Source organism: Streptomyces sp. NPDC037271 (genome assembly GCF_055603605.1).
The window spans coordinates 63,255-83,516 of sequence record NZ_JBVJVN010000005.1 but is presented as its reverse complement, the minus strand read 5'-3'; the positions used below and the strand labels follow the sequence as shown (position 1 = coordinate 83,516).

20 protein-coding genes are annotated in these 20,262 nt (G+C 71.5%); 10 read left to right on the top strand and 10 right to left on the bottom strand.

Annotated elements, in window-relative coordinates; translation table 11 throughout:
• Window positions 1-10 precede the first annotated feature (10 nt).
• The 4 genes from ACZ7G3_RS12060 (at window position 11) to ACZ7G3_RS12045 (ending at window position 3,075) form a co-directional block, all read left to right on the top strand.
• Window positions 11-1,168: an acyl-CoA dehydrogenase family protein gene (locus tag ACZ7G3_RS12060; RefSeq protein ID WP_470925055.1), complete on the top strand. Its 1,158-nt coding sequence runs from the start codon at window positions 11-13 to the stop codon at window positions 1,166-1,168.
• Window positions 1,165-1,563 carry a RidA family protein gene (locus tag ACZ7G3_RS12055; protein ID WP_470925053.1) on the top strand — a complete coding sequence of 133 codons (399 nt, stop codon included), beginning with the start codon at window positions 1,165-1,167 and terminating at the stop codon, window positions 1,561-1,563. The genes ACZ7G3_RS12060 and ACZ7G3_RS12055 overlap by 4 nt, the downstream gene beginning before the upstream one ends.
• A 27-nt stretch (window positions 1,564-1,590) precedes the next feature.
• Window positions 1,591-2,418: an alpha/beta fold hydrolase gene (locus ACZ7G3_RS12050; protein WP_470925052.1), complete on the top strand. Its 828-nt coding sequence runs from the start codon at window positions 1,591-1,593 to the stop codon at window positions 2,416-2,418.
• Between the two features lie 192 nt (window positions 2,419-2,610).
• On the top strand, window positions 2,611-3,075 hold the full coding sequence (locus ACZ7G3_RS12045; protein ID WP_470925050.1) for a DUF6299 family protein: 465 nt from the start codon (window positions 2,611-2,613) through the stop codon (window positions 3,073-3,075).
• 115 nt (window positions 3,076-3,190) lie between these two features.
• Here the strand turns inward: ACZ7G3_RS12045 and ACZ7G3_RS12040 are convergent, their stop codons facing one another.
• The 4 genes from ACZ7G3_RS12040 to ACZ7G3_RS12025 form a co-directional block, all read right to left on the bottom strand.
• The gene (locus tag ACZ7G3_RS12040) at window positions 3,191-4,075 is read right to left on the bottom strand and encodes a DUF2637 domain-containing protein (protein ID WP_470925048.1); all 885 of its coding nucleotides are present in this window, start codon (window positions 4,073-4,075) and stop codon (window positions 3,191-3,193) included.
• A 615-nt stretch (window positions 4,076-4,690) separates the two neighbouring features.
• On the bottom strand, window positions 4,691-5,710 hold the full coding sequence (locus tag ACZ7G3_RS12035; RefSeq protein ID WP_470925046.1) for a sporulation protein: 1,020 nt from the start codon (window positions 5,708-5,710) through the stop codon (window positions 4,691-4,693).
• Window positions 5,711-5,808: 98 nt separating this feature from the next.
• The gene (locus tag ACZ7G3_RS12030; protein ID WP_426597991.1) at window positions 5,809-6,027 is read right to left on the bottom strand and encodes a hypothetical protein; all 219 of its coding nucleotides are present in this window, start codon (window positions 6,025-6,027) and stop codon (window positions 5,809-5,811) included.
• A gap of 737 nt (window positions 6,028-6,764) precedes the next feature.
• Entirely contained in the window at window positions 6,765-7,163 is a 399-nt protein-coding gene (locus ACZ7G3_RS12025; RefSeq protein ID WP_470925043.1) for a MerR family transcriptional regulator, read from the bottom strand.
• A 407-nt stretch (window positions 7,164-7,570) separates the two neighbouring features.
• Between ACZ7G3_RS12025 and ACZ7G3_RS12020 the strand changes: the two genes are divergently transcribed.
• The 3 genes from ACZ7G3_RS12020 (at window position 7,571) to ACZ7G3_RS12010 (ending at window position 10,489) form a co-directional block, all read left to right on the top strand.
• Complete coding sequence (locus ACZ7G3_RS12020; protein ID WP_470925041.1) at window positions 7,571-9,073, top strand: SulP family inorganic anion transporter; 1,503 nt, start codon at window positions 7,571-7,573, stop codon at window positions 9,071-9,073.
• Between the two features lie 415 nt (window positions 9,074-9,488).
• Window positions 9,489-10,172, top strand: a complete 684-nt coding sequence (locus tag ACZ7G3_RS12015) for a carbonic anhydrase (RefSeq protein WP_470925039.1) — start codon at window positions 9,489-9,491, stop codon at window positions 10,170-10,172.
• Window positions 10,169-10,489, top strand: coding sequence for a sulfurtransferase TusA family protein (locus ACZ7G3_RS12010; RefSeq protein WP_426597995.1), 321 nt, complete (start codon window positions 10,169-10,171; stop codon window positions 10,487-10,489). Before ACZ7G3_RS12015 ends, ACZ7G3_RS12010 begins: the two co-directional genes overlap by 4 nt.
• On the opposite strand, the gene ACZ7G3_RS12005 is transcribed toward ACZ7G3_RS12010, so the two are convergent.
• Together ACZ7G3_RS12005 and ACZ7G3_RS12000 are read right to left on the bottom strand one after the other, a co-directional pair.
• On the bottom strand, window positions 10,472-10,879 hold the full coding sequence (locus tag ACZ7G3_RS12005; protein ID WP_470925420.1) for a four-carbon acid sugar kinase family protein: 408 nt from the start codon (window positions 10,877-10,879) through the stop codon (window positions 10,472-10,474). The two genes, ACZ7G3_RS12010 and ACZ7G3_RS12005, sit on opposite strands and share 18 nt — an antisense overlap.
• Before the next feature lie 213 nt (window positions 10,880-11,092).
• A complete protein-coding gene (locus ACZ7G3_RS12000; RefSeq protein ID WP_470925037.1) occupies window positions 11,093-11,818 on the bottom strand; it encodes an SDR family NAD(P)-dependent oxidoreductase in 726 nt (241 codons plus the stop codon).
• A gap of 551 nt (window positions 11,819-12,369) precedes the next feature.
• On the opposite strand from ACZ7G3_RS12000, the gene ACZ7G3_RS11995 reads away from it, so the two are divergent.
• Window positions 12,370-15,144: a glycosyl hydrolase gene (locus tag ACZ7G3_RS11995; protein WP_470925035.1), complete on the top strand. Its 2,775-nt coding sequence runs from the start codon at window positions 12,370-12,372 to the stop codon at window positions 15,142-15,144.
• A 175-nt stretch (window positions 15,145-15,319) separates the two neighbouring features.
• Here ACZ7G3_RS11995 and ACZ7G3_RS11990 read toward each other — a convergent pair whose 3' ends face one another.
• Both ACZ7G3_RS11990 and ACZ7G3_RS11985 read right to left on the bottom strand, forming a co-directional pair.
• Entirely contained in the window at window positions 15,320-16,342 is a 1,023-nt protein-coding gene (locus ACZ7G3_RS11990; RefSeq protein WP_470925033.1) for a LacI family DNA-binding transcriptional regulator, read from the bottom strand.
• Window positions 16,343-16,611: 269 nt separating this feature from the next.
• Window positions 16,612-16,974, bottom strand: coding sequence for a hypothetical protein (locus ACZ7G3_RS11985; RefSeq protein ID WP_426597999.1), 363 nt, complete (start codon window positions 16,972-16,974; stop codon window positions 16,612-16,614).
• Window positions 16,975-17,268: 294 nt separating this feature from the next.
• Between ACZ7G3_RS11985 and ACZ7G3_RS11980 the strand changes: the two genes are divergently transcribed.
• On the top strand, window positions 17,269-17,793 hold the full coding sequence (locus ACZ7G3_RS11980; protein ID WP_470925031.1) for a DUF6584 family protein: 525 nt from the start codon (window positions 17,269-17,271) through the stop codon (window positions 17,791-17,793).
• 451 nt (window positions 17,794-18,244) lie between these two features.
• On the opposite strand, the gene ACZ7G3_RS11975 is transcribed toward ACZ7G3_RS11980, so the two are convergent.
• Both ACZ7G3_RS11975 and ACZ7G3_RS11970 read right to left on the bottom strand, forming a co-directional pair.
• Window positions 18,245-18,442: a DUF397 domain-containing protein gene (locus tag ACZ7G3_RS11975; RefSeq protein ID WP_426598002.1), complete on the bottom strand. Its 198-nt coding sequence runs from the start codon at window positions 18,440-18,442 to the stop codon at window positions 18,245-18,247.
• Entirely contained in the window at window positions 18,439-19,308 is an 870-nt protein-coding gene (locus ACZ7G3_RS11970) for a helix-turn-helix domain-containing protein (RefSeq protein ID WP_470925028.1), read from the bottom strand. Before ACZ7G3_RS11970 ends, ACZ7G3_RS11975 begins: the two co-directional genes overlap by 4 nt.
• Before the next feature lie 145 nt (window positions 19,309-19,453).
• On the opposite strand from ACZ7G3_RS11970, the gene ACZ7G3_RS11965 reads away from it, so the two are divergent.
• Window positions 19,454-19,942: an ATP-binding protein gene (locus ACZ7G3_RS11965; RefSeq protein WP_470925027.1), complete on the top strand. Its 489-nt coding sequence runs from the start codon at window positions 19,454-19,456 to the stop codon at window positions 19,940-19,942.
• The last annotated feature ends 320 nt before the right edge of the window (window positions 19,943-20,262 follow it).

The window sequence follows — 20,262 nt, the reverse complement described above, 5'->3', positions numbered from 1 at the left end:
GGGACCGGCGATGACCGCATTCTCGCTCGAACCGGCACGACTCGCCTGGTGCGCCGAACTGCGCGCCCTGGCCGCCGAACGGCTGCGCCCGCTGGCCGAGAAGGGCGCCCCGGGCCGCGTCGACCGCGCCCTCCTCGCCGAACTCGGCGCCCTCGGCCTGCTGCCCCGCCTGTTCACCTCCGGCGCCCTCGACCTGTGCCTGATGCGCGAGTCCCTCGCCCACGCCTGCACCGAGGCCGAGACCGCCCTCGCCCTCCAGGGCCTCGGCGCCCACCCGGTGCACGCCCACGGCACCGAGGTCCAGCGCGCCCGCTGGCTGCCCCGCGTGAGCGACGGCAGCGCGGTGGCCGCCTTCGCCCTCAGCGAACCGGACGCCGGCTCGGACGCGGCGGCGCTGACCCTGGCCGCTAGCCCGGACACGCGCTCCGACGGCCGCTCCGGCTGGCGGCTCGCCGGTGAGAAGTGCTGGATCTCCAACGCCCCCGAGGCCGACTTCTACACCGTCTTCGCCCGCACCACGCCCGGCGCCGGCGCCCGCGGCGTCACCGCCTTCCTCGTCCCCGCCGACCGCCCCGGCCTCACCGGCACCCCCCTCGACATGCTCTCCCCGCACCCCGTCGGCGCCCTCGCCTTCGACGCCGTGCCCGTCACGGCGGACGACGTGCTCGGCGAACCGGACCGCGGCTTCCGGGTCGCCATGGACACCCTGAACCTGTTCCGTCCCAGCGTCGGCGCCTTCGCCGTCGGCATGGCGCAGGCGGCCCTCGACGCCACCCTCGCGCACACCACCGCCCGCGACGCCTTCGGCGGCAAACTGCGCGACCTCCAGACCGTCGCCCACCAGGTCGCCGAGATGGCCCTGCGCACCGAGGCGGCCCGCCTCATGGTGTACGCGGCGGCCACGGCGTACGACGAGGGCGCACCGGACGTCCCGCGCCGCGCCGCGATGGCGAAGCTCCTCGCCACCGAGACCGCCCAGTACGTCGTCGACCAGGCCGTCCAGTTGCACGGCGCCCGCGCCCTGCGCCGCGGCCACCTCCTCGAACACCTCTACCGCGAGGTGCGCGCCCCCCGTGTCTACGAGGGCGCGAGCGAGGTGCAACGCGGCATCATCGCCAAGGAGCTGTACCGAACCCTGGACGCGCGGACGCAGGAGGCCGGCGCATGACCGCCGAACGGGTGAACCCGCCCGCACTCTCCCCAGCCGCCGGCTTCTCCCACGCCGTCGTCGCCACCGGCACCCGCGTCGTGTTCCTGGCCGGCCAGACCGCCCTCGACACCGACGGCAAGGTCACCGGCGACACCCTCCCCGCCCAGTTCGAGCTGGCGCTCACCAACCTCCTGACCGCCCTGCGCGCCGCCGGCGGCACCCCCGCCGACCTCGCCCGCGTCACCGTCTACGCCACCGACGTCGCCGCCTACCGCAGCCATGCCGCCGACCTCGGCCGCACCTGGCGCGAACTGGCCGGCCGCGACTACCCGGCGATGGCGGTCGTGGAGGTCGTACGCCTGTGGGACGAGCGGGCGTTGGTGGAACTCGACGGGTTCGCCGTACTGCCGTAGCGGCGCCGCGACCCCTAGCATTCCGGTATGCCGGACATCGAACTGGGCGCGGGAACCATCGAGTACGAGGACACCGGCGGAGACGGCCCGGTCGTCGTCCTCCTCCACGGTCTGGTGCACGACGCGACCGTCTGGCGCAAGGTCGTCGCCGACCTGCGCGCCGACCACCGGGTGATCGCGCCGACCCTGCCCTACGGCGCCCACCGTCGGCCCATGTCCCGGCCACCCACACCGGACCTCGTCAACGAGCTGATCGCGGAGTTCCTCGACCGCCTCGACCTGACGGACGTCACCCTGGTCGAGAACGACTGCGGGCGGGCCCAGACGGTGGCGGCCCGGCATCCGGAGCGCCTCGCGCGGCTGGCGCTCGTCGCGTGCGAGGCGTTCGACAACTACCCGCCGGGGCTGCCCGGGAAGCTGATCGGCGTCGCGTGCCGGATCCCCGGCGGCGTGTCCCTGCTGGTCCGCACTCTGGGGCTGAAACCGCTGCGCCGGCTGCCCGTCGGCATCGGCGCGCTCACCAAGCGGCCCGTGCCGGACGCGGTCGTCGACGGCTGGCTGCGCCCGTTGCGCACCGACCCGGCGATCCGGCGCGACTTCCGGCACTACGGCACCCACGTCCGGCGCGGCGAACTGCTCGAAGCCGCCCAGGGATTGCGGCGGTTCGACCGGCCCGCGCTCGTCGTCTGGGCGACCGAGGACCTGATGATGCCCCGTGCCCACGGCCGACGCCTCGCCGAACTCCTCCCGCAGGGGCGGCTGGTCGAGGTCGAGGACACCCGGACGCTGATTCCCGAGGACCAGCCGGAGCTGCTCGCCGCACTGCTGCGGGAGTTCGTCGCCGGGAAGGGCTGAGTGCTGCCGGGCCGGGCTGCGTACTGCCGGAAGGGACGAGTGCCGACGGGGGAAGTGATCAGGCGGCCATCGCGAGGCGCTCGCCGGGTACCCGACGCGGACTCGCCACCGAAGGGGTGACGGTCACGGGCGCCGGTTCGTCCGCCCGGTACCAGTGGAACCTCCCATTCCGAACAACCGGGAGGTCCCCCCATGCCCGTACGATCCCTAGCCCTCGCCACCGCCGTCGGCGCCGCCCTGCTCCTGCCGGCCGCCCCCGCCGCGACGGCGGCTCCCCACGACGCGACGACGGCCCCCCGCGACGCCCGTCACGTCACGAAGTCGGTGACGGTCGACCCGACCGGCCGCCTCGCCGCGGACGGCACCGTCACCCTCTCCGGTACCTACCGCTGCACCGCCGCGACCGGCCCCGTCTTCGTCGCCTCCTCCGTGAGCCAGGGCGACCCGTCCGTCCGGTACGGCATCGGCGGCAGTTTCGCGGTGTGCGACGGCCTGGAGCACCGCTGGGTCAACAGGGACACGACCCCCGTGAACGCCCTGAAGCCCGGCGCGGCCCGCGTCGAGGCCACCCTGCTGGAACTGCGGCCCCTGGGCACTCTGCCTCTCCCCAGCCTCCTCGCACGGCAGGGACAGGACGTGACGCTGGTCCAGGGCTGAGGCTGCCCCCGCACGGCTCCGCACCGGCACGGCCCCGCACCGACGCGGTGCGAGGCCGTGCCGGTGCGAGGCCGCCGGACGACTCCCGCTTCACGCCGCCCGGCCGCTTGCCCGGTCAGGTCCGTTTCCGGGGCCCGGGGCCCGGCCGTGACGGGCGCTGCGGGTACCGCCGCTGCTGTGGCAGCGACAACGGATCCGGAGCCGCCGTGCCCGCCGGTTCGATGCCCGGCGGGGGCGTGGGGCGTTGCCGGTGCCGCGGCACCGCACGCCGGGGCGGACGGGTGAGCGTGATCTGACGGACGATCTGCTGGAAGCAGACCAGCGAGGCCAGTCCCGGCAGGGCCGCGGCCGCACCGTCGCTGAGGGTTCTGGGCGCCTGGGCGATGCACAGCATCATCGCGATGGACGAGAACAGCAGGACCACGGCCCAGGAGTGGACCGCGCGGCGCTGGTGCAGCGCGGAACGCAGGACGGCCAGGGACGCCACCAGCCAGGGCCCGTAGACCAGCAGCGGCCACCACGACACGACGCTGCCGCGGGTGCGGGTCGCGGCGGCCAGGCGCAGCGGTTCGTAGGCCACCATGCCGCCGAACAGGCTCACGGAGGCCGCGATGACCGCGGCGAGCGCCGCGACGAAGAGGCTCGCGGCGCGCAGCCGGCTCACCTTCGGTTTGCGGACCTTGCGGTGACTGGCGGGGGAGTCTCTCAACGGTGGCAGTTCCGCCGTGATTTCCTGCAGATTGCTCAGCGGTGTACCGGGCGCGGGAGCGATCGCCGACGTGTCCGTCGTCCCGGGCGGGGCGATGGTCTGCTGTCCCATCGCGTCCTGGAGCAGGAAAGCGAGCTCTTCGGCCGGGTCCCAGCCGGGTTCCGGCGGGACCAGGGTTTCCTGGGAGTTCCGCTGGGAGGATTCGTCCGGCGCCCGGTGCCGGCCGCCGCCGGTCGAACGGAACGGGCCCTCGCCGTAGGGCGTGTGCTGGTGTGTCTGTTCCTCGTACACGGCGCGCGGGTCACTCCGCCCCGGAGTACGTCAGGGACCCCTGGGACCGTCCCCACCGCTCGGCGAGGCCGGTCTCCAGCTCGGTCATGACGTCCAGGAAGCGCTGCAGCACGGGCTCGGTCACCCTGAGTGGAACGGGGAGCCCGCCTCTGGTCAGAGTTCCGTCGCTCGGTGACGGACAGTGGTTCCTGCCAGGCCTGTAGACGTACGGGCCAAGCGTCACCAGTTCCCCGTTTTCCTCGCTCATATCCGAAGTAACGTCCGCCTACTCCGTCGGATGCGTGGCAGTCGAGTGAACGAATTCTGTGATACTTACCCCATCCCGAATTCGTATCGGTTCGACATGAATTCCGTACGAAGTATGAAGAACGTGAATCGGATGTACGGGGCGGATGGCGCGCACGCGGTGGGCGCTGCAGCCGGAGCGTGCTGGGCATCGAGCGGGCGACGGCCCCGGGGGCCCGCCGTGGTGCGTCGTCGCGCCCTGTCGACCCCGATCGCCGGTGATGGGCGGTGCCGGTGGGGCAGCCGCGGACTTCCGCAGCGGGCGGGGTCCCCCGGGAGGGACAGGTGGCGTTCGTGCCTCCGGCCCCTCCACGTACAGGCCCTTACCGCTCAGTCCTCGCCTTCCTCGTCGCCTTCGAAGAAGTCCCCCACCTCGTCGACGACCTCCGCGGCGACCATGCCGCCCACGACACCGACCGCGAGGCCGGCCGCGCCCGCCGCGACGGCCGTGCCCATGCCGGGACCGGAACGGTGACGGTCCTCGTGGCGGTGGTCGCCGTGTCCGTCGTGTCCGCCGAATCCGCCGTGTCCGTGGTCGGTGTACGAGGCGTCGTGGCCGTACACGGCCTGGTGACCGTATGCGGCCCGGTGCTCGACGAGCCGGCGGACCCAGCCGTCCACGGAGGCGTTCCAGTCACGGTCCTCGTGATGGCCGACGGCGAAGCGCGTGAGCGCGTCGTGCCCGGGGGAGAGGATGCCGCCGCGCTTGTCCGCCTCCAGGACCACTTCCAGCCCGCCGGGGCCGGCGAGGAAGGTCAGCTCGATCTCGTTGACCTGGTGGGCGTACTGGGGGGCCGGGGTGAGCTCGATCTCCTGGTAGAAGGGCAGCTGTTGCCCGGTGCCGCCGATGCGCCCGTACTCGAGATCGGCGGACTTGAAGCCGAAGCCGAGCTGTCCGAAGGCCTCCAGGATCGCCTCCTGGGCCGGGAGGGCCGCGACGGTGAGCTGGTCGAGATCGCCCTTGTCCCGGGCGCCGGCGACGGCCAGTTCGGTGCGCACGCCGAGCACGATGCCCAGTGGCTGCCCGTGCAGCTCGGTGACCGGCGTCTCCCAGGGCAGTGTGACGCCGAAGGGCACACTGCGCGGTTCCTCCGCGGCGAGCCGGAAACCGCCGCCGACGATGAACCGGTCGAAGACGACGACGCCCTCGCTCTCCCCGTCCTCGTGTTCGGCCTCGACCCGTGCCACGAGCTCGAGCGCGACGTGCTCGATGTCGAAGTCGGCCTGGCCGCCCTTGAGGTGTACTTGTCCGGTGAGCGTGCCGCCGGGCAGGACGGGAGCCGGGTCGAGCAGCGTGTCGACCGTGGGTGCGCCCACGCCGAGCGAGCCGAGAAGTCGTTTGAACACCATCGTGGCGTCCACTCCTTGTACGTGCGTGATGTTCCGTGAGGGTGGTGCCGCCACTCGGCCGACAGGGGCGAACGGCGCCACGGTTGCCCGCTGGTGGGCTACTTGGCCGCTTCGAGAGCGGCCAGCGCCTGCGCCCAGCGGGCGTACTTCAGTTCGGCGAGGTCGGCTACGGTCTTGACTCCGAACGCCTCCTGGAGCAGCTCGCCGTCGCGGTCGGAGACGCCCTTCAGCGCTGCCACCGGGGCGGCGAGTACCTCCGTCAGGCTCTTGTCCGCCCACGCCTTGTCCAGCACCTTGTCCAGATCGATCGAAGCCATGTGTGTCGTCTCCAGGGGTGCGCGGCCCGGGTCTCACCCGAAGCCTGCTTCTACAAGTGTGTAGAAGTATAGGGTCGTTGAGGCGGGCGGGGAGTGTGCTCCGGGCGGCCTCGCCGGGAAAGGCCGAAATACGCTCCCGAACCGGCCGGGGGCCGCTCACGGCACCGGTTCTCCTCCGGCGTCCCGCCGGTGCGGAGCAAGCGGCGTGCCCACGCGGGCCGGCGCGTCCGGCGGTCGAAGGGCTGATTTCGGCCAGAGCCGTCTCTGCGTCCGCGCGCCCGGGTGGGGCGTCAGGGGAGATCCGGACCGCCGGACCGCCGGACCGCCGGACCGGCCGCGGCGGACGTGCGGAGACGACGCGGCGGTTCGAGGGCGTGAGGGGGCCGCGCGGCGACGACGTGGCGGTTCGACGGCGTGAGGGGCCGCGCGGGGACCGGTTCCGCTTCTGCGCGGCCGGGGGCGGACGGACCGAGGTCCGCCCGCGCCCGCGGAACAGGCGAACGGGGTGGGGCTCACCGGGAGGCGCATCCGGGCGCCGGTCGCTGGTCGGCCTGCCCGACTCCCCGGGCAGGCAGGCCGCGTCGGCCCCTCGTTCGGCCCGCCGGCCCGGTGCGGGCCGAGGTCGTCTCGGCGTCAGGTCCGGGGCCGTGTGTGTGGGGGGAACCGTGCCCACGCTCGACGGCGCGGGCACCTCGCTGGTGTCCGCCACGGCCGGGGAGTCTGCCGCCGGACCGGGCTCAGTGTTCGAGCCGCTGCCGGAGCGTGGCGGCGAAGTCCTCGGCCATCGCCAGGCGGGCGCGGAGCGTCTCGCAGCGTGCGTCGGCCACCTCCCGGTAGGAATCCAGCCGCTCCCGCAGCCGCTCCCGCTCCTCGCCGGTGGGGGCGTCGTCGGACGCGGCGAGCCGGTCGGTGATGTCCAGCAGGTCGCGCATCTCCTCCAGGGAGAAGTCGAGCGGCTTCATGCGGCGGATCACCATCAGCCGGTCGACGTCCGCCGCCGTGTACAGCCGGAAGCCGCCCTTGCTGCGGGCCGAGGGAATAACCAGGCCGACTTCTTCGTAATGACGGATGGTGCGCAACGACAAACCGGTCCGCTCGGCCACCTCGCCGATCTGCATCTGCCGGTGTTCCGTCATCGCTGAGCCATCTCCCTCTGTCGTCCGCCTGATTCGAAACCGTCAAGTGCGCCAGTCCAGGTGAGAACAGTCACAGGACCCCATGTGCTGTTTACCTGCGCTTCACAAGCCGCAACTCGCACTCTGCCTTTACGTCAGGGTAGAGTTGCGGACGTGCTCGCCTCCGCCGCTCCCTGCACGGTAGGGGCACGATCGCCGCAGTGCGGGCCCCGACGGAGCCTGTGACGGCACCGAAGACTTCCAGGCAATGATGCCCGACCGGCGACCAGAGGGTTGCCGCCCCGTCCGGCAAGCCCCCGCCGAGGCGGCCGGGCTGCCGGGGGGATTCCGCACCTTCGTGGAATCACGTACACCCTGCGCGTGTGTCCAGCGGCAACGGACGCCTGCGCCCGAACAGGAACGGTTGCATGTCCTCACCGCTGTCCGCAGCTCCCAGGCTCCGCATGTCCAAGCCCGACTGGCTTGCCTCCCCGAAGGTCCTGCGCACCGAGGTGCTGGCCGGCCTGGTCGTGGCCCTCGCGCTCATCCCCGAGGCGATCTCCTTCTCGATCATCGCCGGAGTCGACCCCAGCATCGGACTCTTCGCCTCCTTCACCATGGCGGTCGTCATCTCGGTCGTCGGCGGCCGCAAGGCGATGATCTCCGCCGCCACCGGCGCGGTCGCCCTGGTCATCGCCCCCCTGAACCAGGAGTACGGGCTGGGCTACCTGGTCGCCGCCGTCATCCTGGCCGGTGTCTTCCAGGTGATCCTCGGCGCCCTCGGGGTGGCCAAGCTGATGCGGTTCGTGCCCCGCTCGGTCATGGTCGGCTTCGTCAACGCCCTGGCCGTCATGATCTTCATGGCCCAGGTGCCGGAGATGCACGACGTCCCCTGGGCGGTCTACCCGCTCCTCATCGGCGGCCTGGCTCTCATGGTGTTCTTCCCGAAGGTCACCAAGGTGGTCCCGGCGCCGCTGGTCTCCATCGTCGTGCTCACCGTGATCACCGTCGCGGCCGGCATCGCGGTCCCCACGGTGGGTGACAAGGGCGAGCTGCCGTCCTCCCTGCCCGTTCCGGGGCTGCCGGACGTCCCGTTCACCATGGACACCCTGACCACCATCGCGCCCTACGCCCTCGCCATGGCGCTGGTGGGCCTGATGGAGTCCCTGATGACGGCCAAGCTCGTGGACGACATCACCGACACGCGCTCCAACAAGACCCGGGAGTCCGTCGGCCAGGGCATCGCCAACATCGTCACCGGGTTCTTCGGGGGCATGGGCGGCTGCGCCATGATCGGCCAGACGATGATCAACGTGAAGGTGTCCGGGGCCCGTACCCGCCTGTCCACCTTCCTGGCCGGCTCCTTCCTGATGGTGCTGTGCATCGTCTTCGGCCCGGTCGTCTCCGACATCCCCATGGCCGCACTCGTCGCCGTCATGGTCATGGTGTCGGTCGGCACCTTCGACTGGCACTCCATCCAGCCCAGGACCCTCAAGCGCATGCCGCTGGGCGAGACCGTCGTCATGGTGGCCACCGTGATCGTCGTGGTCGCCACCGAGAACCTGGCCATCGGCGTCGTCGTCGGCTCCGTCGCCGCGATGATCATCTTCGCCAAGCGGGTCGCCCACCTGGCCAACGTGTCCGGCGTCGTCGACCCCGACGGCAAGCAGGTCGTCTACTCGGTCACCGGCGAACTCTTCTTCGCCTCCTCCAACGATCTCGTCTACCAGTTCGACTACAAGGGCGACCCCGACGACGTCGTCATCGACCTGTCCGGCACCCACATCTGGGACGCCTCGTCGGTCGCGGCCCTGGACGCCATCGAGACGAAGTACGCCCAGCGCGGCAAGAAGGTCACCATCACCGGTCTCAACGAGCCCAGTGCCGACATGCACGGGCGGCTCGCGGGTCAGCTCACGGGCGGTCACTGACCGTCGAGCCCGGCGGCCCGCACCGCCTGGCGGCGCGCAGGACCGGCCTCCCGGCGCTTGGCGGAGCGCAGGACCGGCCTCCCGGCGCCTGGTGAAGTGCAGGTCCGCCCGCCCGCCGCGTGACCAAGCGCGGGGCGGGCGGTGCGTCAGAAGGCCGGCGTCGTGCGTCGCGCCTTCGGTGGCGGACGTTGGGGGACCCGCCCGTGTCCGGTACCGCGGCCATGGTCCGGATGCCTGGTCCGGATGCCTGGTCCGGCGTCTCCGGGATCACCGGCTCCGTCTCCGCTCGGTGCTGCGTGCCCGGTGGCCGTGCCTCCCGGCGTTCCCACCCTCACCACCCTCACCCGAACGCGCCGACATGCCGTCCACCCCCCTGCTACGCCGGTGAGCGGGACACGGTCGTAACCTGCGGCCCATGAACGACGTCACCCCTGGAACCCCCGCCACTCCGCGCGAAGCCCTCGACCTGCTCCTGGCAGGCAACCAGCGCTTCACCGACGGCACGCCCCGGCACCCCAACCAGGACGCCGGTCGCCGCGCCGACACGGCGTCCGCCCAGCACCCGTACGCCGTACTGCTCGGATGCTCCGACTCCCGGCTGGCCGCCGAGATCATCTTCGACCAGGGGCTGGGAGACCTGTTCGTCGTCCGGACGGCCGGGCACGCCGTGGGATCAGAGGTCCTCGGCAGCATCGAGTACGGAGTGAGCGTGCTGGGCTGCCCCCTGGTCGTGGTCCTCGGCCACGACGCCTGCGGAGCCATCGGGGCCGCCCGCGCGGCCGTGGAGAACGGCACCGCCCCGCCCGGTTACGTACGGGACGTGATCGAGCGGGTGACCCCCAGCGTGCTGGCCGCCCGGGCCGCCGGCGTGAGCGAGAACGACGGCTTCATCGACACGCACGTCCGCCACACCGTCGACCTCGTCCTGGACCGCTCACGGGAACTCGCGGACCAGGTCGCCTCCGGGCGTACGGCAGTCGTCGGCCTGTCCTACCGCCTGGCCGAGGGCAGCGTACGGCTGGTCACCTCGCGCGGCCTGGACGTGCCGCAGGGTCCGGCCACAGCCTTCGCGACCGCCCCCGCCTCGAACAGCCGATGACGCCCGCGCCGCCGCTTCCCGAGGCCGACCTGACCGTCGACGGCACCGGCCTGCTCTGCGTCACCCTCCTGCTCCGCCTGCGCAAGCAGGTCGACGGCGCGCCGCCCGGCACCGTCGTCCACGTCGTCGCCACCGACCCCGCCGCACCGCTCGACCTGCCCGCCTGGTGCCACATGACCGGCCACACCTACCTCGGCCCCGTCCCCGGCGAACGGCCGGTGTACGCCCTGCGGCTCACCGCCGGCGCCCGCCTCACCCGCCCGGACGCACCGTGGCACCCGGCACGGCCGGGGCCGGATCTACTCCAAGGTCGGTGAGAGGTTCTCCCGGCGGCAGAGGCACCGATGCAGCGCGCGGCTTCGCCACGGCCGCCCCGTGGCCGAAAGCCGTTCGCCCTCGGCGAGGCCCGCGGCACCGGCGACCACCGGCAGTCCGAGAGTGGCGGCACCGAGTACGGCCGGGTCGTCGTCGGTGAGGGCGTCGGCGACGATGTGCCGGACACCAGCCTGCCGGTGCGCAACGACCGCGTCGCGCACGGCTCCGACACCGCGGCGCACGGCGGCCCGGTCGATCAGGCACACCGGGTGGCGTGCCTGCGCGGACAGCAGCCGCACCAGGGCGGAGTCCGTCATCGGGTTGAGCGGGTGGTGGCGCAGCGGCGAGTCGGACAGCAGCTGGTCGTCGACGAACAGGTGCCCCTGGTAGATCTGTGCCGCCCCCTTGGCACACAGCCAGCGCTGGGCGGTGACGGAGTCGGCGACGGCCCCGTCCTCGCGGAGCCCATCGGCGACCCCCGCGGCCTTCCCGGAGCTCCGCCGCTCGCGACGCGTCCGGGCAGCGAGCCGCAGCCGGCGAGGACCAGCACGACGTCCACGCCGCCAGCACCGAGTGCCGCGACGTGCTCCCCTCCCGAACCGGAGTCAGTCGGCCCGGAACTTGTCGGCGAGCTGGAACTCGAACTCCTCGGGCAGGTCGTAGTGGAAGACCTCGGGGGCGTCGCGCTCGACGTGGGCCTTCCAGTAGAGGTCGGCGATCACGTCCGGCTCCGAGTTCGGCCGGCCACTGCCGATCTGCGCGCCCAGAGCGACATGCGCGACGTGCACTCCTTGATCGGCGACGGACTCGTTCAGCGCGAGGAGCCAGTTGCGCATGGCGGCGTTCGCGACGTTCGCGTTGGCGACCTGCGGGACGACCATCGGGCCCGATCCGGCACCGCTCGTACCGATGATGGTGCCGGCACCGCGGTCGATCATGCCGGGAAGCACCTGGCGAACAGCGGCGACCGCGCCGAAGAAGTTGGTCTCGAGCTCGGGCAGAACCGCCTCGACGGTGAGATCGACCGCGGAGACGAGCGGCCGGTCCGCCAGGTCCGACAGCGTCGGGGCAGGTGAGTACTCCAGGACGTCGATGGATCCGAAGTGCTCCTCTGCGGCCGCCAGCGCCTTTCCGAGACTCGGGCGATCAGTGACGTCGGCCGCGAAGGCGGCAGCCGACACTCCCGCGTTCCGGAACCGGTCGACCATGGCCGCGAGTTGCGATTCACGTCGCGCCACGAGCGCCACGTCGAAGCCACCCTTCTCGGCGAACTTCGCACCGATGGCGTACCCGAGTTGCGGCCCGGCCCCCACGATCGCAATGGTCGACACAGTTCGTCCTCCAAGAGTGGACCTGCATGCCCTGGCGCCGGCCGGACCCGGGTCCGGCTCACCGACCAGCCGATGCCCGACCTTGCCGTCGAGCTCCTTCTGATCGTAGTACCGCGGCTTTCTCCTTCCCCTGGAGACCGGCCACTACCGGCGCGTGGTGCACCGGACCGGCAGACCGCTCCCGCCGGAGGGACCGGCGCAGTCGGCACGTCCTCCCGGAGCGGCGAGGGACAGCGGGCGAGCGGACAGGAGCGCTCTCAGGGTGTGGCAGGAGTGTGCGTGCACCACGTTCGTCCCGCCAAGAATTGAAAGGATGACGACCCCGACGCTCGGGGAAGTCTCTCGCTCGCCGTCACAACTGCCTCGCCTTGCGCGATGTATTGACAACCGATTTCAGAAGTCTTACTTTTCCGGGCACCTGAGAGCGCTCTCAGTCCGGCTCCCCCCCACTCTCCCCGCAACGGTTCCGCCGCCACCCCGGGGCACTCCACCCCGGCTGCCGCGGCCTCCGTTGACGAGCCCGTCCCCCTTCGACGACACGAGGTGCCCCCATGCCAACTCCCCGATCACGGCCGGCCGCCGCGGTGGTCCTGGCCGCCGCCCTGGCGGCCGTGGGCCTCGGCCCGGCCGCGTCCCCGGCCGCGGCCGCCACCGTCCCCGTAGGAGCCGGGAGTTACTCCGACACCCGGCCGGCGGGCACGACCGGCCCCACGACCAACACCGGCGCGCCGGTCACCCCGAAGGTCACGCAGGCCGCCAAGGGCAGACCCGTACCCACCAACGACTGGTGGTCCTCCCTCGCCTTCCAGCGCTACGGCGACAACCCGTACTCCACGCCCATGTACGGCCACCCGCTCACGTACCAGGCCGTCTCCGGCGGACTGGAGGTCGGCTACCCGACCAGCCCCGCCGTCGTGGGCGAGGGCCGCCAGTACGAGTACGCGCACAAGCGCGACCTCACCCTCGGCCTGAGCGGGCTCAACTCGCCCGACACCAAGGCCGACGCCTGGTCGGACTGGACGGTCACCCCGTACTGGTCCGACGGCGCCCGCACCCTGCGGACCACCATCGGCCACGGCATGCCCTTCGTCTACGCCCAGGGCTCCGGCGGCAACGCCCAGATCACCACCGCGGCCACGCCGACCGTCTTCTCCGACCAGGGCAACACCCTCGGCATCACGGTCGGCGGACACCACTACGCCCTCTTCGCACCGACCGGCAGCGACTGGAACATCTCCGGCACCACGATCACCGCCGGCCTCGGCGGCAAGGACTACTTCTCCCTCGCCGTACTGCCCTCCACCGACGCGCTCGCGACCTTCCGCACGTACGCCTTCAGCTTCGTCACCGGATCGCAGGTCGACTGGAGCACCTCCGGCGGCACGGTCGGGGCCACCTACAAGCTCACCACCGAGGCCAAGGAGGGCACCGAACGCGGCACCCTCCAGGCCCTCTACCGCCACCAGTGGCTGAACACCACCGACACCCTCACCCCGTACACCTACGTCTCCCCCCGCGGCACCATGAAGGTCCGGGAGAGCGCCTCCTTCACCACCCGCCAGAAGGCCGCCCCGGTCCTGCCCGCGCTGCCGAGGACCAGCGCGGTCGACACGTCCCGGCTGCGCACCCACCTGTCCGAGGTCGCCAACTCCTCGGACCCGTTCTCCGGGGCCACGGACACCTACTGGACCGGCAAGGCGCTGGGCAAGCTCGCCCAACTGGTGCCGCTCGCCGACCAGATCGGTGAGACCGCGGTCCGCGACAAGCTCGTCGGCCTGCTCAAGGGCCGTCTGCAGGAGTGGTTCACCGCGGGCGGGGCGAGCGAGTTCTCGTACGACAGGGACTGGAAGACCCTCACCGGCTACCCCGCCTCCTACGGCAGCGACGCCGAACTCAACGACCACCACTTCCACTACGGCTACTACGTGTACGCCGCCGCGATCGTCGCCCAGTACGACGCCTCCTGGGCCGCGGACTCCGCCTGGGGCGGCATGGTCAAGGCCCTGATCCGCGACACCGCCAACCCGAGCCGCACCGACAGCGCCTTCCCGTTCCTGCGCGGCTTCGACGTCTACGCCGGACACAGCTGGGCCTCCGGCCACCAGGGCTTCGCCGCCGGCAACAACCAGGAGTCCTCCTCGGAGTCCACCAACCTCAGCGCGGCGCTGGTCCTGTGGGGCTCGGCCACCGGCAACACCGAGCTGCGCGACCTCGGCAGCTACCTGCTCGCCACCGAGGGCGAGGCGATCGCCCAGTACTGGTTCGACGCCGACCAGCAGGTCTTCCCCGGCTCCTTCACCCACGACACGGTCGGCATGGTGTGGGGCAGCGGCGGGGCGTACTCCACCTGGTGGACCGCCAACCCGGAGGAGATCCACGGCATCAACGTCCTGCCCGTGACCGCGGGCGGCTCCCCGCACCTGGCCGGGAACAAGGACGCGATCCGGCGCAACATCGCGGAGATGGAGCGCGAGAACGGAGGTCCCGCCGTCGAATGGCGCGACATCCTCTGGGAGTTCCAGTCGCTGGCCGACCCGGCCGGCGCGAAGGCGAAGTGGGACGCCGGCCACGCCGGATACACCCCGGAGCAGGGCGAGTCCAAGGCGCACACCTACCACTGGATCACCACCCTGGACGCGCTCGGCGCCCCCGACCCCTCGGTGACCGGCGACCTGCCCACGTCCGCGGTGTTCAGCAAGAACGGCGCCCGCACCTACGCCGCCCACAACCACGGTTCCACGGCCCGCACGGTCACCTTCTCCGACGGCAGGACGCTCACCGTGCCCGCGCGTTCCACCGCGACCGGGACCGGCACCGGCCCCGGCGGCCCGGACCCCGAGCCGCCCACCGGCAACACCTTCCAGCTCCGCTCCGGGGGCGCCCTCACCACGGCCACCGGCGGCACGCCCGTCAGCGACACCATCCCGTCGGCCGAGGGCCGCAACCACGACGGCACCCCGAACAAGCCCCTCGTCTACGAGGTCAAGGGCGTCAACGCCACCCTCAAGCCGGGCGCGTCCACCACGTTCCGCCTCCCGGTGGACGCCCGTACCACCGTCGGCCTCGGCCAGCAGGCGCGTATCAGCTACGACCTCACCGGCGACGGCACCTTCGACCGGACCGAGACGTACCGGTACTTCGCCACCGATCCCGTCACGGGCTGGGAGGAGTACGACCAGACCCGTGGCCTGAAGGCCGCGACAGGCACCCTCGGAAACCTGAGCGGGGGAACGGTACGGCTGGAGGTCTGGAGCGCCATCGGCAACGGGAGCGCGCTGCTGCGCACCGGCGGTGACACGTCCGTGGTGGTCATTCCCTACGAGTGACGCACGCGGCAGCCTCCGGCAGGTGACGGCGGCGGGCGCGGGGCTCCGGCCCCGCGCCCGCCGTTTGCCGTCCGCTCCTGCCTCGTGCGCCGAGGGCGGTGACGCGCACGCTCCGGCCGCCGGCACCGGCCCGGCCGCCCTGGCCGGAGCGTCCCTCAGCGCCGGGCGCCGCTCGTCAGGCCGAGGCCCGGCGGACCAGCGTCGTCCGGGTGATCACGGAAGCGGGCACCTCCTCGCCGGGCGCGTCGAGCAGACGCATCAGCAGCTTGACCATGATCCGGCCCATGCCCTCGATGTCCTGGCGGACCGTGGTGAGCGCCGGCTCCGCGGCCCGGACCACGGAGGCCATGTCGTCGAAGCCGACCACCGCGACGTCCTCGGGCACCCGCACCCCCCGCTCGCGCAGCGTGCGCAGCGCGCCCAGAGCCATCGAGTCGTTGGAGGCGAAGACCGCGTCGATTGCGGGACGCCGGTCCAGCAGCTCGCCCATCGCGCGGGCTCCGCTCTCCTCGGTGAAATCGCCCTCGCACAGCAGCAGCGGATCGGCGTCGACCAGGACATCGCGGTAACCGTCGATCCGGTCCATCGCCGAGGTCTGGTCGCGGGGGCCCGTGATGTGCGCGACGTGCCGGCGGCCCAGGCCGACGAGATGACGCACCGCGTCCCGGGCACCGCCGCGGTTGTCGCAGTCCACCAGTGGAATGCCGAGGTGTTCGCTCCCCGTCGGTCGGCCCCCGAGCACCGCCGGCACTCCGGTCCGGGCGATCAGGGACGGCAGCCGGTCGTCGTGGAGGGAGAAGGCGAGCGCGCCGTCGACGTGCCCGCCCCCCAGATAGCGTGCGATCCGCTCGTGGTCCTCGGGGCCCTCTGCCCACAGCAGCACCAACTGCGCGTCGTGCGCGGTCAGTTCCCGGCTGATCCCCCGTACGTGCTGCTTGAAGAAGGGATCGGCGAACACCCGGAACTCGGGCTCCGCGATGATCACGGCGACAGCGCCGGTACGCCGGGTGACCAGGGTGCGGGCCGCGTGGTTGGGCACGTAGTCCAGTTCCTCGACCGCCCGGCGCACCCTGTCGGCCAGCGCGGGCCGCACTCCCGCGCCTCCGTTGACGACCCGGGAGGCCGTCGCACGGGAGACGCCGGCGCGCGCGGCGACGGCTTCCAGCGTGGGACGAGGCCTCACGGTCTGCTCCGACACGGTGGGCGCTCCTTTTGTGTGCGTCTGCGATGGATCTGGCGACTGTTCTGCCATGAATCCGTGTGTCCCACGATAGACGCAGGCGATTGCGTGCTGAGAGCGCTTCCATGGCGGCCCGCACGAGGGTGTCCCCGGTGGGCTGCGGCCGGAAGGAGCCGCGGTGCGGTGAAGCGGGCGGAGAGTCGTCCTCGTCGCCGCCGTCCGGGGCGGCGACGAGGACGAGCCGACGGGCTACCTCTGGCGGGTCATCCCTGAAGGATCAGCCCCGCTCAGCCGTCCACGTGGATGTGGCGGAGCGGGTAGAACTGTCCCGACAGGGACTGGTACTTGCCGAAGTGCTGCACCTTCACGTCACCCGGAGTGGGCTCGTAGCTGAACCAGCCCGAGTGGTTGCCGGTGCTGACCCAGCTCGCTTCGGTGTTGAACGTCGGCTCCACGTCGAGGTCGCCCACGCCCTTGAAACAGCGGCTCCACCCCATGAACTTGGTGAACTTCAGCTGATCCTTGTCAGTGGTGCACTGGACCTCGGTGAGCGCCGCCTGCTGACCGGCGTGGGCCGGAGCGGCGACGGTCAGGGATGCGGCAGCCAGTGCGGCGGCCACAGCGGCCTTGGCCGCGAACGGTATGCGCATGTGAAACCCCTTGTAAGTGAGGGAATTGGACCACCTCATACTGCTTCGCGCACCGTCGGCGGTGATGGTCCGTGACCGCTAGATGCCAGCCTTCCGAGGCCGGGAGCAACTGGCTGCCACCGGCTGACCGGGCGCTGCGGCTCTTCCAGCGGTACTCCCTCCCGCCCCGCTGCCCTCTCTCCGGCGTCAGCGTCCTCAAGATGACGGAAGCAGCCCACCTGCGGCCCGTCGCGGACGACGCCGAGCAACAAAACCAGGTCGACGAAGAGCAGTACGGCACCCGATCATGCGTTCATGCCCCTGAGAGAGACCCTTGCCCGAGTCGATGCGGATCTGGCTGCCGGCCGGGTCCCCATCGCGCGCCAGCGCTTGCGCGGTCTGGTCTCGTCCTTCCCGTACGACCTGACGCTCCGCCGGCGTCTGGCCGAGGTGTACCGGCTCCACGGCGACGCCGCCGAGGCCGGACGCTGGATGTACCTCGAAGAGGACCGCGATGCCGGCGAGACCGCCGCCTTCGAAGCGCGGTACGAGTCTTTCGGGTGGCGGATGAAAGCCCTCGCCTGGCGCGGCCCCGAGACGGTGGCTGCCACCGCCTTCGCGGAGGGGCAGCTGGCCGCGGTGCGGACCGCCTGCGCCGAGGAGCTGGGGCACCCCGTCGACTGGGACGACCCCGCCTCCTACCGGGACGGCCTGGAAAAGTACGAGGGGTCCTCCGAGCCGTGGTCGTTCAGCGGTGTGCTGGCGGGCGTCGGCTGCCTGGTGGGGGCGCTCGCGTTCCTTGCGATCTGGGTGAACGGGGTCGTTGCCCTCTTCGGCTGACTCAGGTCACCGGGTCGCGGTGTGCGTCGCCGACCGCGAGGCCGTCGATCAGGTCTGTACTACCTGGCGACCGAGGCCGAGCTGACCGTCGCCGAGCTCACGAAGGAGGGCGTGAAGGGAGACGGCGACATCCACGTCGGCACCATGCATCGCTTCAAGGGGCGCATCGCTTCAAGGGGCTCGATTACCAGAGGCTCGCCATCGTCGGTGCCCGCGGCGGCGTCATCCCCCGCGCGTCCGTCGTCCAGCGCTACCGCGACACGGACCCCCGGCGCCTCGCCCGCGAGGAACTGAAGGCGCGGTCACTGCTGTTCGTCGCAGCCACTCGCGCCCGCGACACCCTGCGGATCAGCTGGTACGACAGGCCGAGTCCTTACCTGCCCAGGTAGGGGTGTGCGTGAGCCCTGCCGTCCTTGATCAGGCGGCAGGGCTCACGGTTGACGCACGACCGTCAGGCCTCTCCGACGAACCCGGCCCACGCTTCACGTGACACACGGATGACGGGTCCGGCCATGGCCTTGGAGTCCCGGATGTGTACGACTCCCGTATCGGCCGCGACCTCGACGCACTGGCCACCCTCGGCTCCGCTGTAGCTGCTCTTGAACCAAGCGAGGCCGGAGGCTACGGCTGAGGACTCAGAGCTTCTCATAGCGATCTCAGCAACCTTTCCACGAAGTCGAACGACTCTCGGGATGGGAGAGCCTGCGATCGGATGATCCCATAGCGGGCGGCGGCGAGAGTCGTCTGCTCCGGCTCGGTTTGAAGGGCGCTGGTTCCTTGAACTTCGGTGTAGACGAACCTCATTCCGTCCTTGCGTGTGATCACCGTGAACGCGCCGTCTACCCCGGCGTTGTACTCGCGCTCTGTTGGCATGACTTGCAGCTCGACATTCTGCTTTTCACCGATCAGGAGCAGAAGTTCCAACTGACCCCGATGCACGGCCTTGCCTCCCCAAGGGTGCCGCAGTGCCGCTTCTTCGAGTACGAAGCTCAGCAGAGGCGCGGGCCACCGGTTGAAGATGTCCTGCCGGGCCAACCGGGCCGCCACCCGTTGCTCGACGGTCTCCTGGTCCAAGACCGGGCGCCGCATGTCGAGTACGGCCCTCGTGTACTCCTCCGTCTGCAGCAGACCGTTGAGAACGTGGGTGTCGTACGCAAGCAGCTCAAGGGCCTCCTTCTCCAGCGTCGCCATCCCCTGGAAGAACACCGGATACTGAGCCCGCTCCACCTGCTCCTTCCACACCGTCAGCAACCCGCCCGCGTCCAGAACCTCGTCGGCACGCTCGATCGTCCTGGGTGAGGGGATCCGCCGCCCCTGCTCGTACGACGCGACCGTGGACGCCGAATACCCGATCCGCCGCCCGAACTCCTCCCGCTCCAGCCCCGCCCGTACCCGCAGCGTCTTCATCGTCTGCCCGAACGCGACGACCACGGCCTGGCCGGACGTGTCCGCCGTCGCCTGGCCCGCGTCGTCCGCCACCACGGCGTCGGCCCCTTCGCGTGCAACCTCGGTCATCGCTACCGCCTCCCTGACCCCAACGCCGCCCCGGCGGCCTCGTCACGCCGCGCGTCTCGTACCCGTACCGCCCCAACGCGTACAACGGGCCGCGTCGGTGCGTCACCGCTGGTCACGCTACGCGACCGAAGACACCGTTGCCGGCATGACGAGCCAACTCCCCAGCCCCATCAGCGCCTCCCAACCCGACTGTCTCAGCGGCGACTGGAACCGCACATTCGAGATGCGTTTCACTTCCGCCCCACGGGGCGCCCGCCTCGCCCGCCGGCTGGCCGCACACCGGTTGGACGCCTGGGGAATCCCCTACGGCACCGGCCCGCACGAGGAGATCGTGCTGGTCGTCGGTGAGCTGACCGCCAACGCGGTACGACACGGTCACGTCCCCAGCCGGGACTTCCATCTGCTCCTGCACGCGAGCGAACACGCCCGCACGGTCAGGATCGAGGTCACCGACACCCGTACGGAACGCACACCACCCGAACCGGACGCGCTGCCCGCCCCCGACCCGGAGGACACCAGCGGCCGAGGGCTGCTGCTGGTCGCGGGTCTCGCCACCCGCTGGGGCTGGCACCTCCGGCCGGGAGGTCCGGGCAAGACGGTCTGGGCGGAGTGCGTGTGCGCAACTCCCATGTGAGCTCGGGACCGCGGTGGAAGGGTCGGGCGAGATGACCTCCTGTGGGCCCCACCCAGCCCTCGCCGTCGCTCTCGCCGAGCGCGGTGTCCGGGTCGAGGAGGAAACGGTGCTGAACGACCTGCTCACGGACCTGGGCACGCGGGCTCGCCGAGGCGAGTCCCCGTGCACCCCCTATCGCCTGATACCGGAACGTCGGCCTGCCTCGCGACCCCGCCAGGTGACCGTGCCGTTCCGTTGCGTGAGGCACCTGCCTCCGCAGGGTGACGAGAACTGACCGCCGGGTGAGCGGCTCTGTGAGGGCGCGCACAGGACTCACGTCA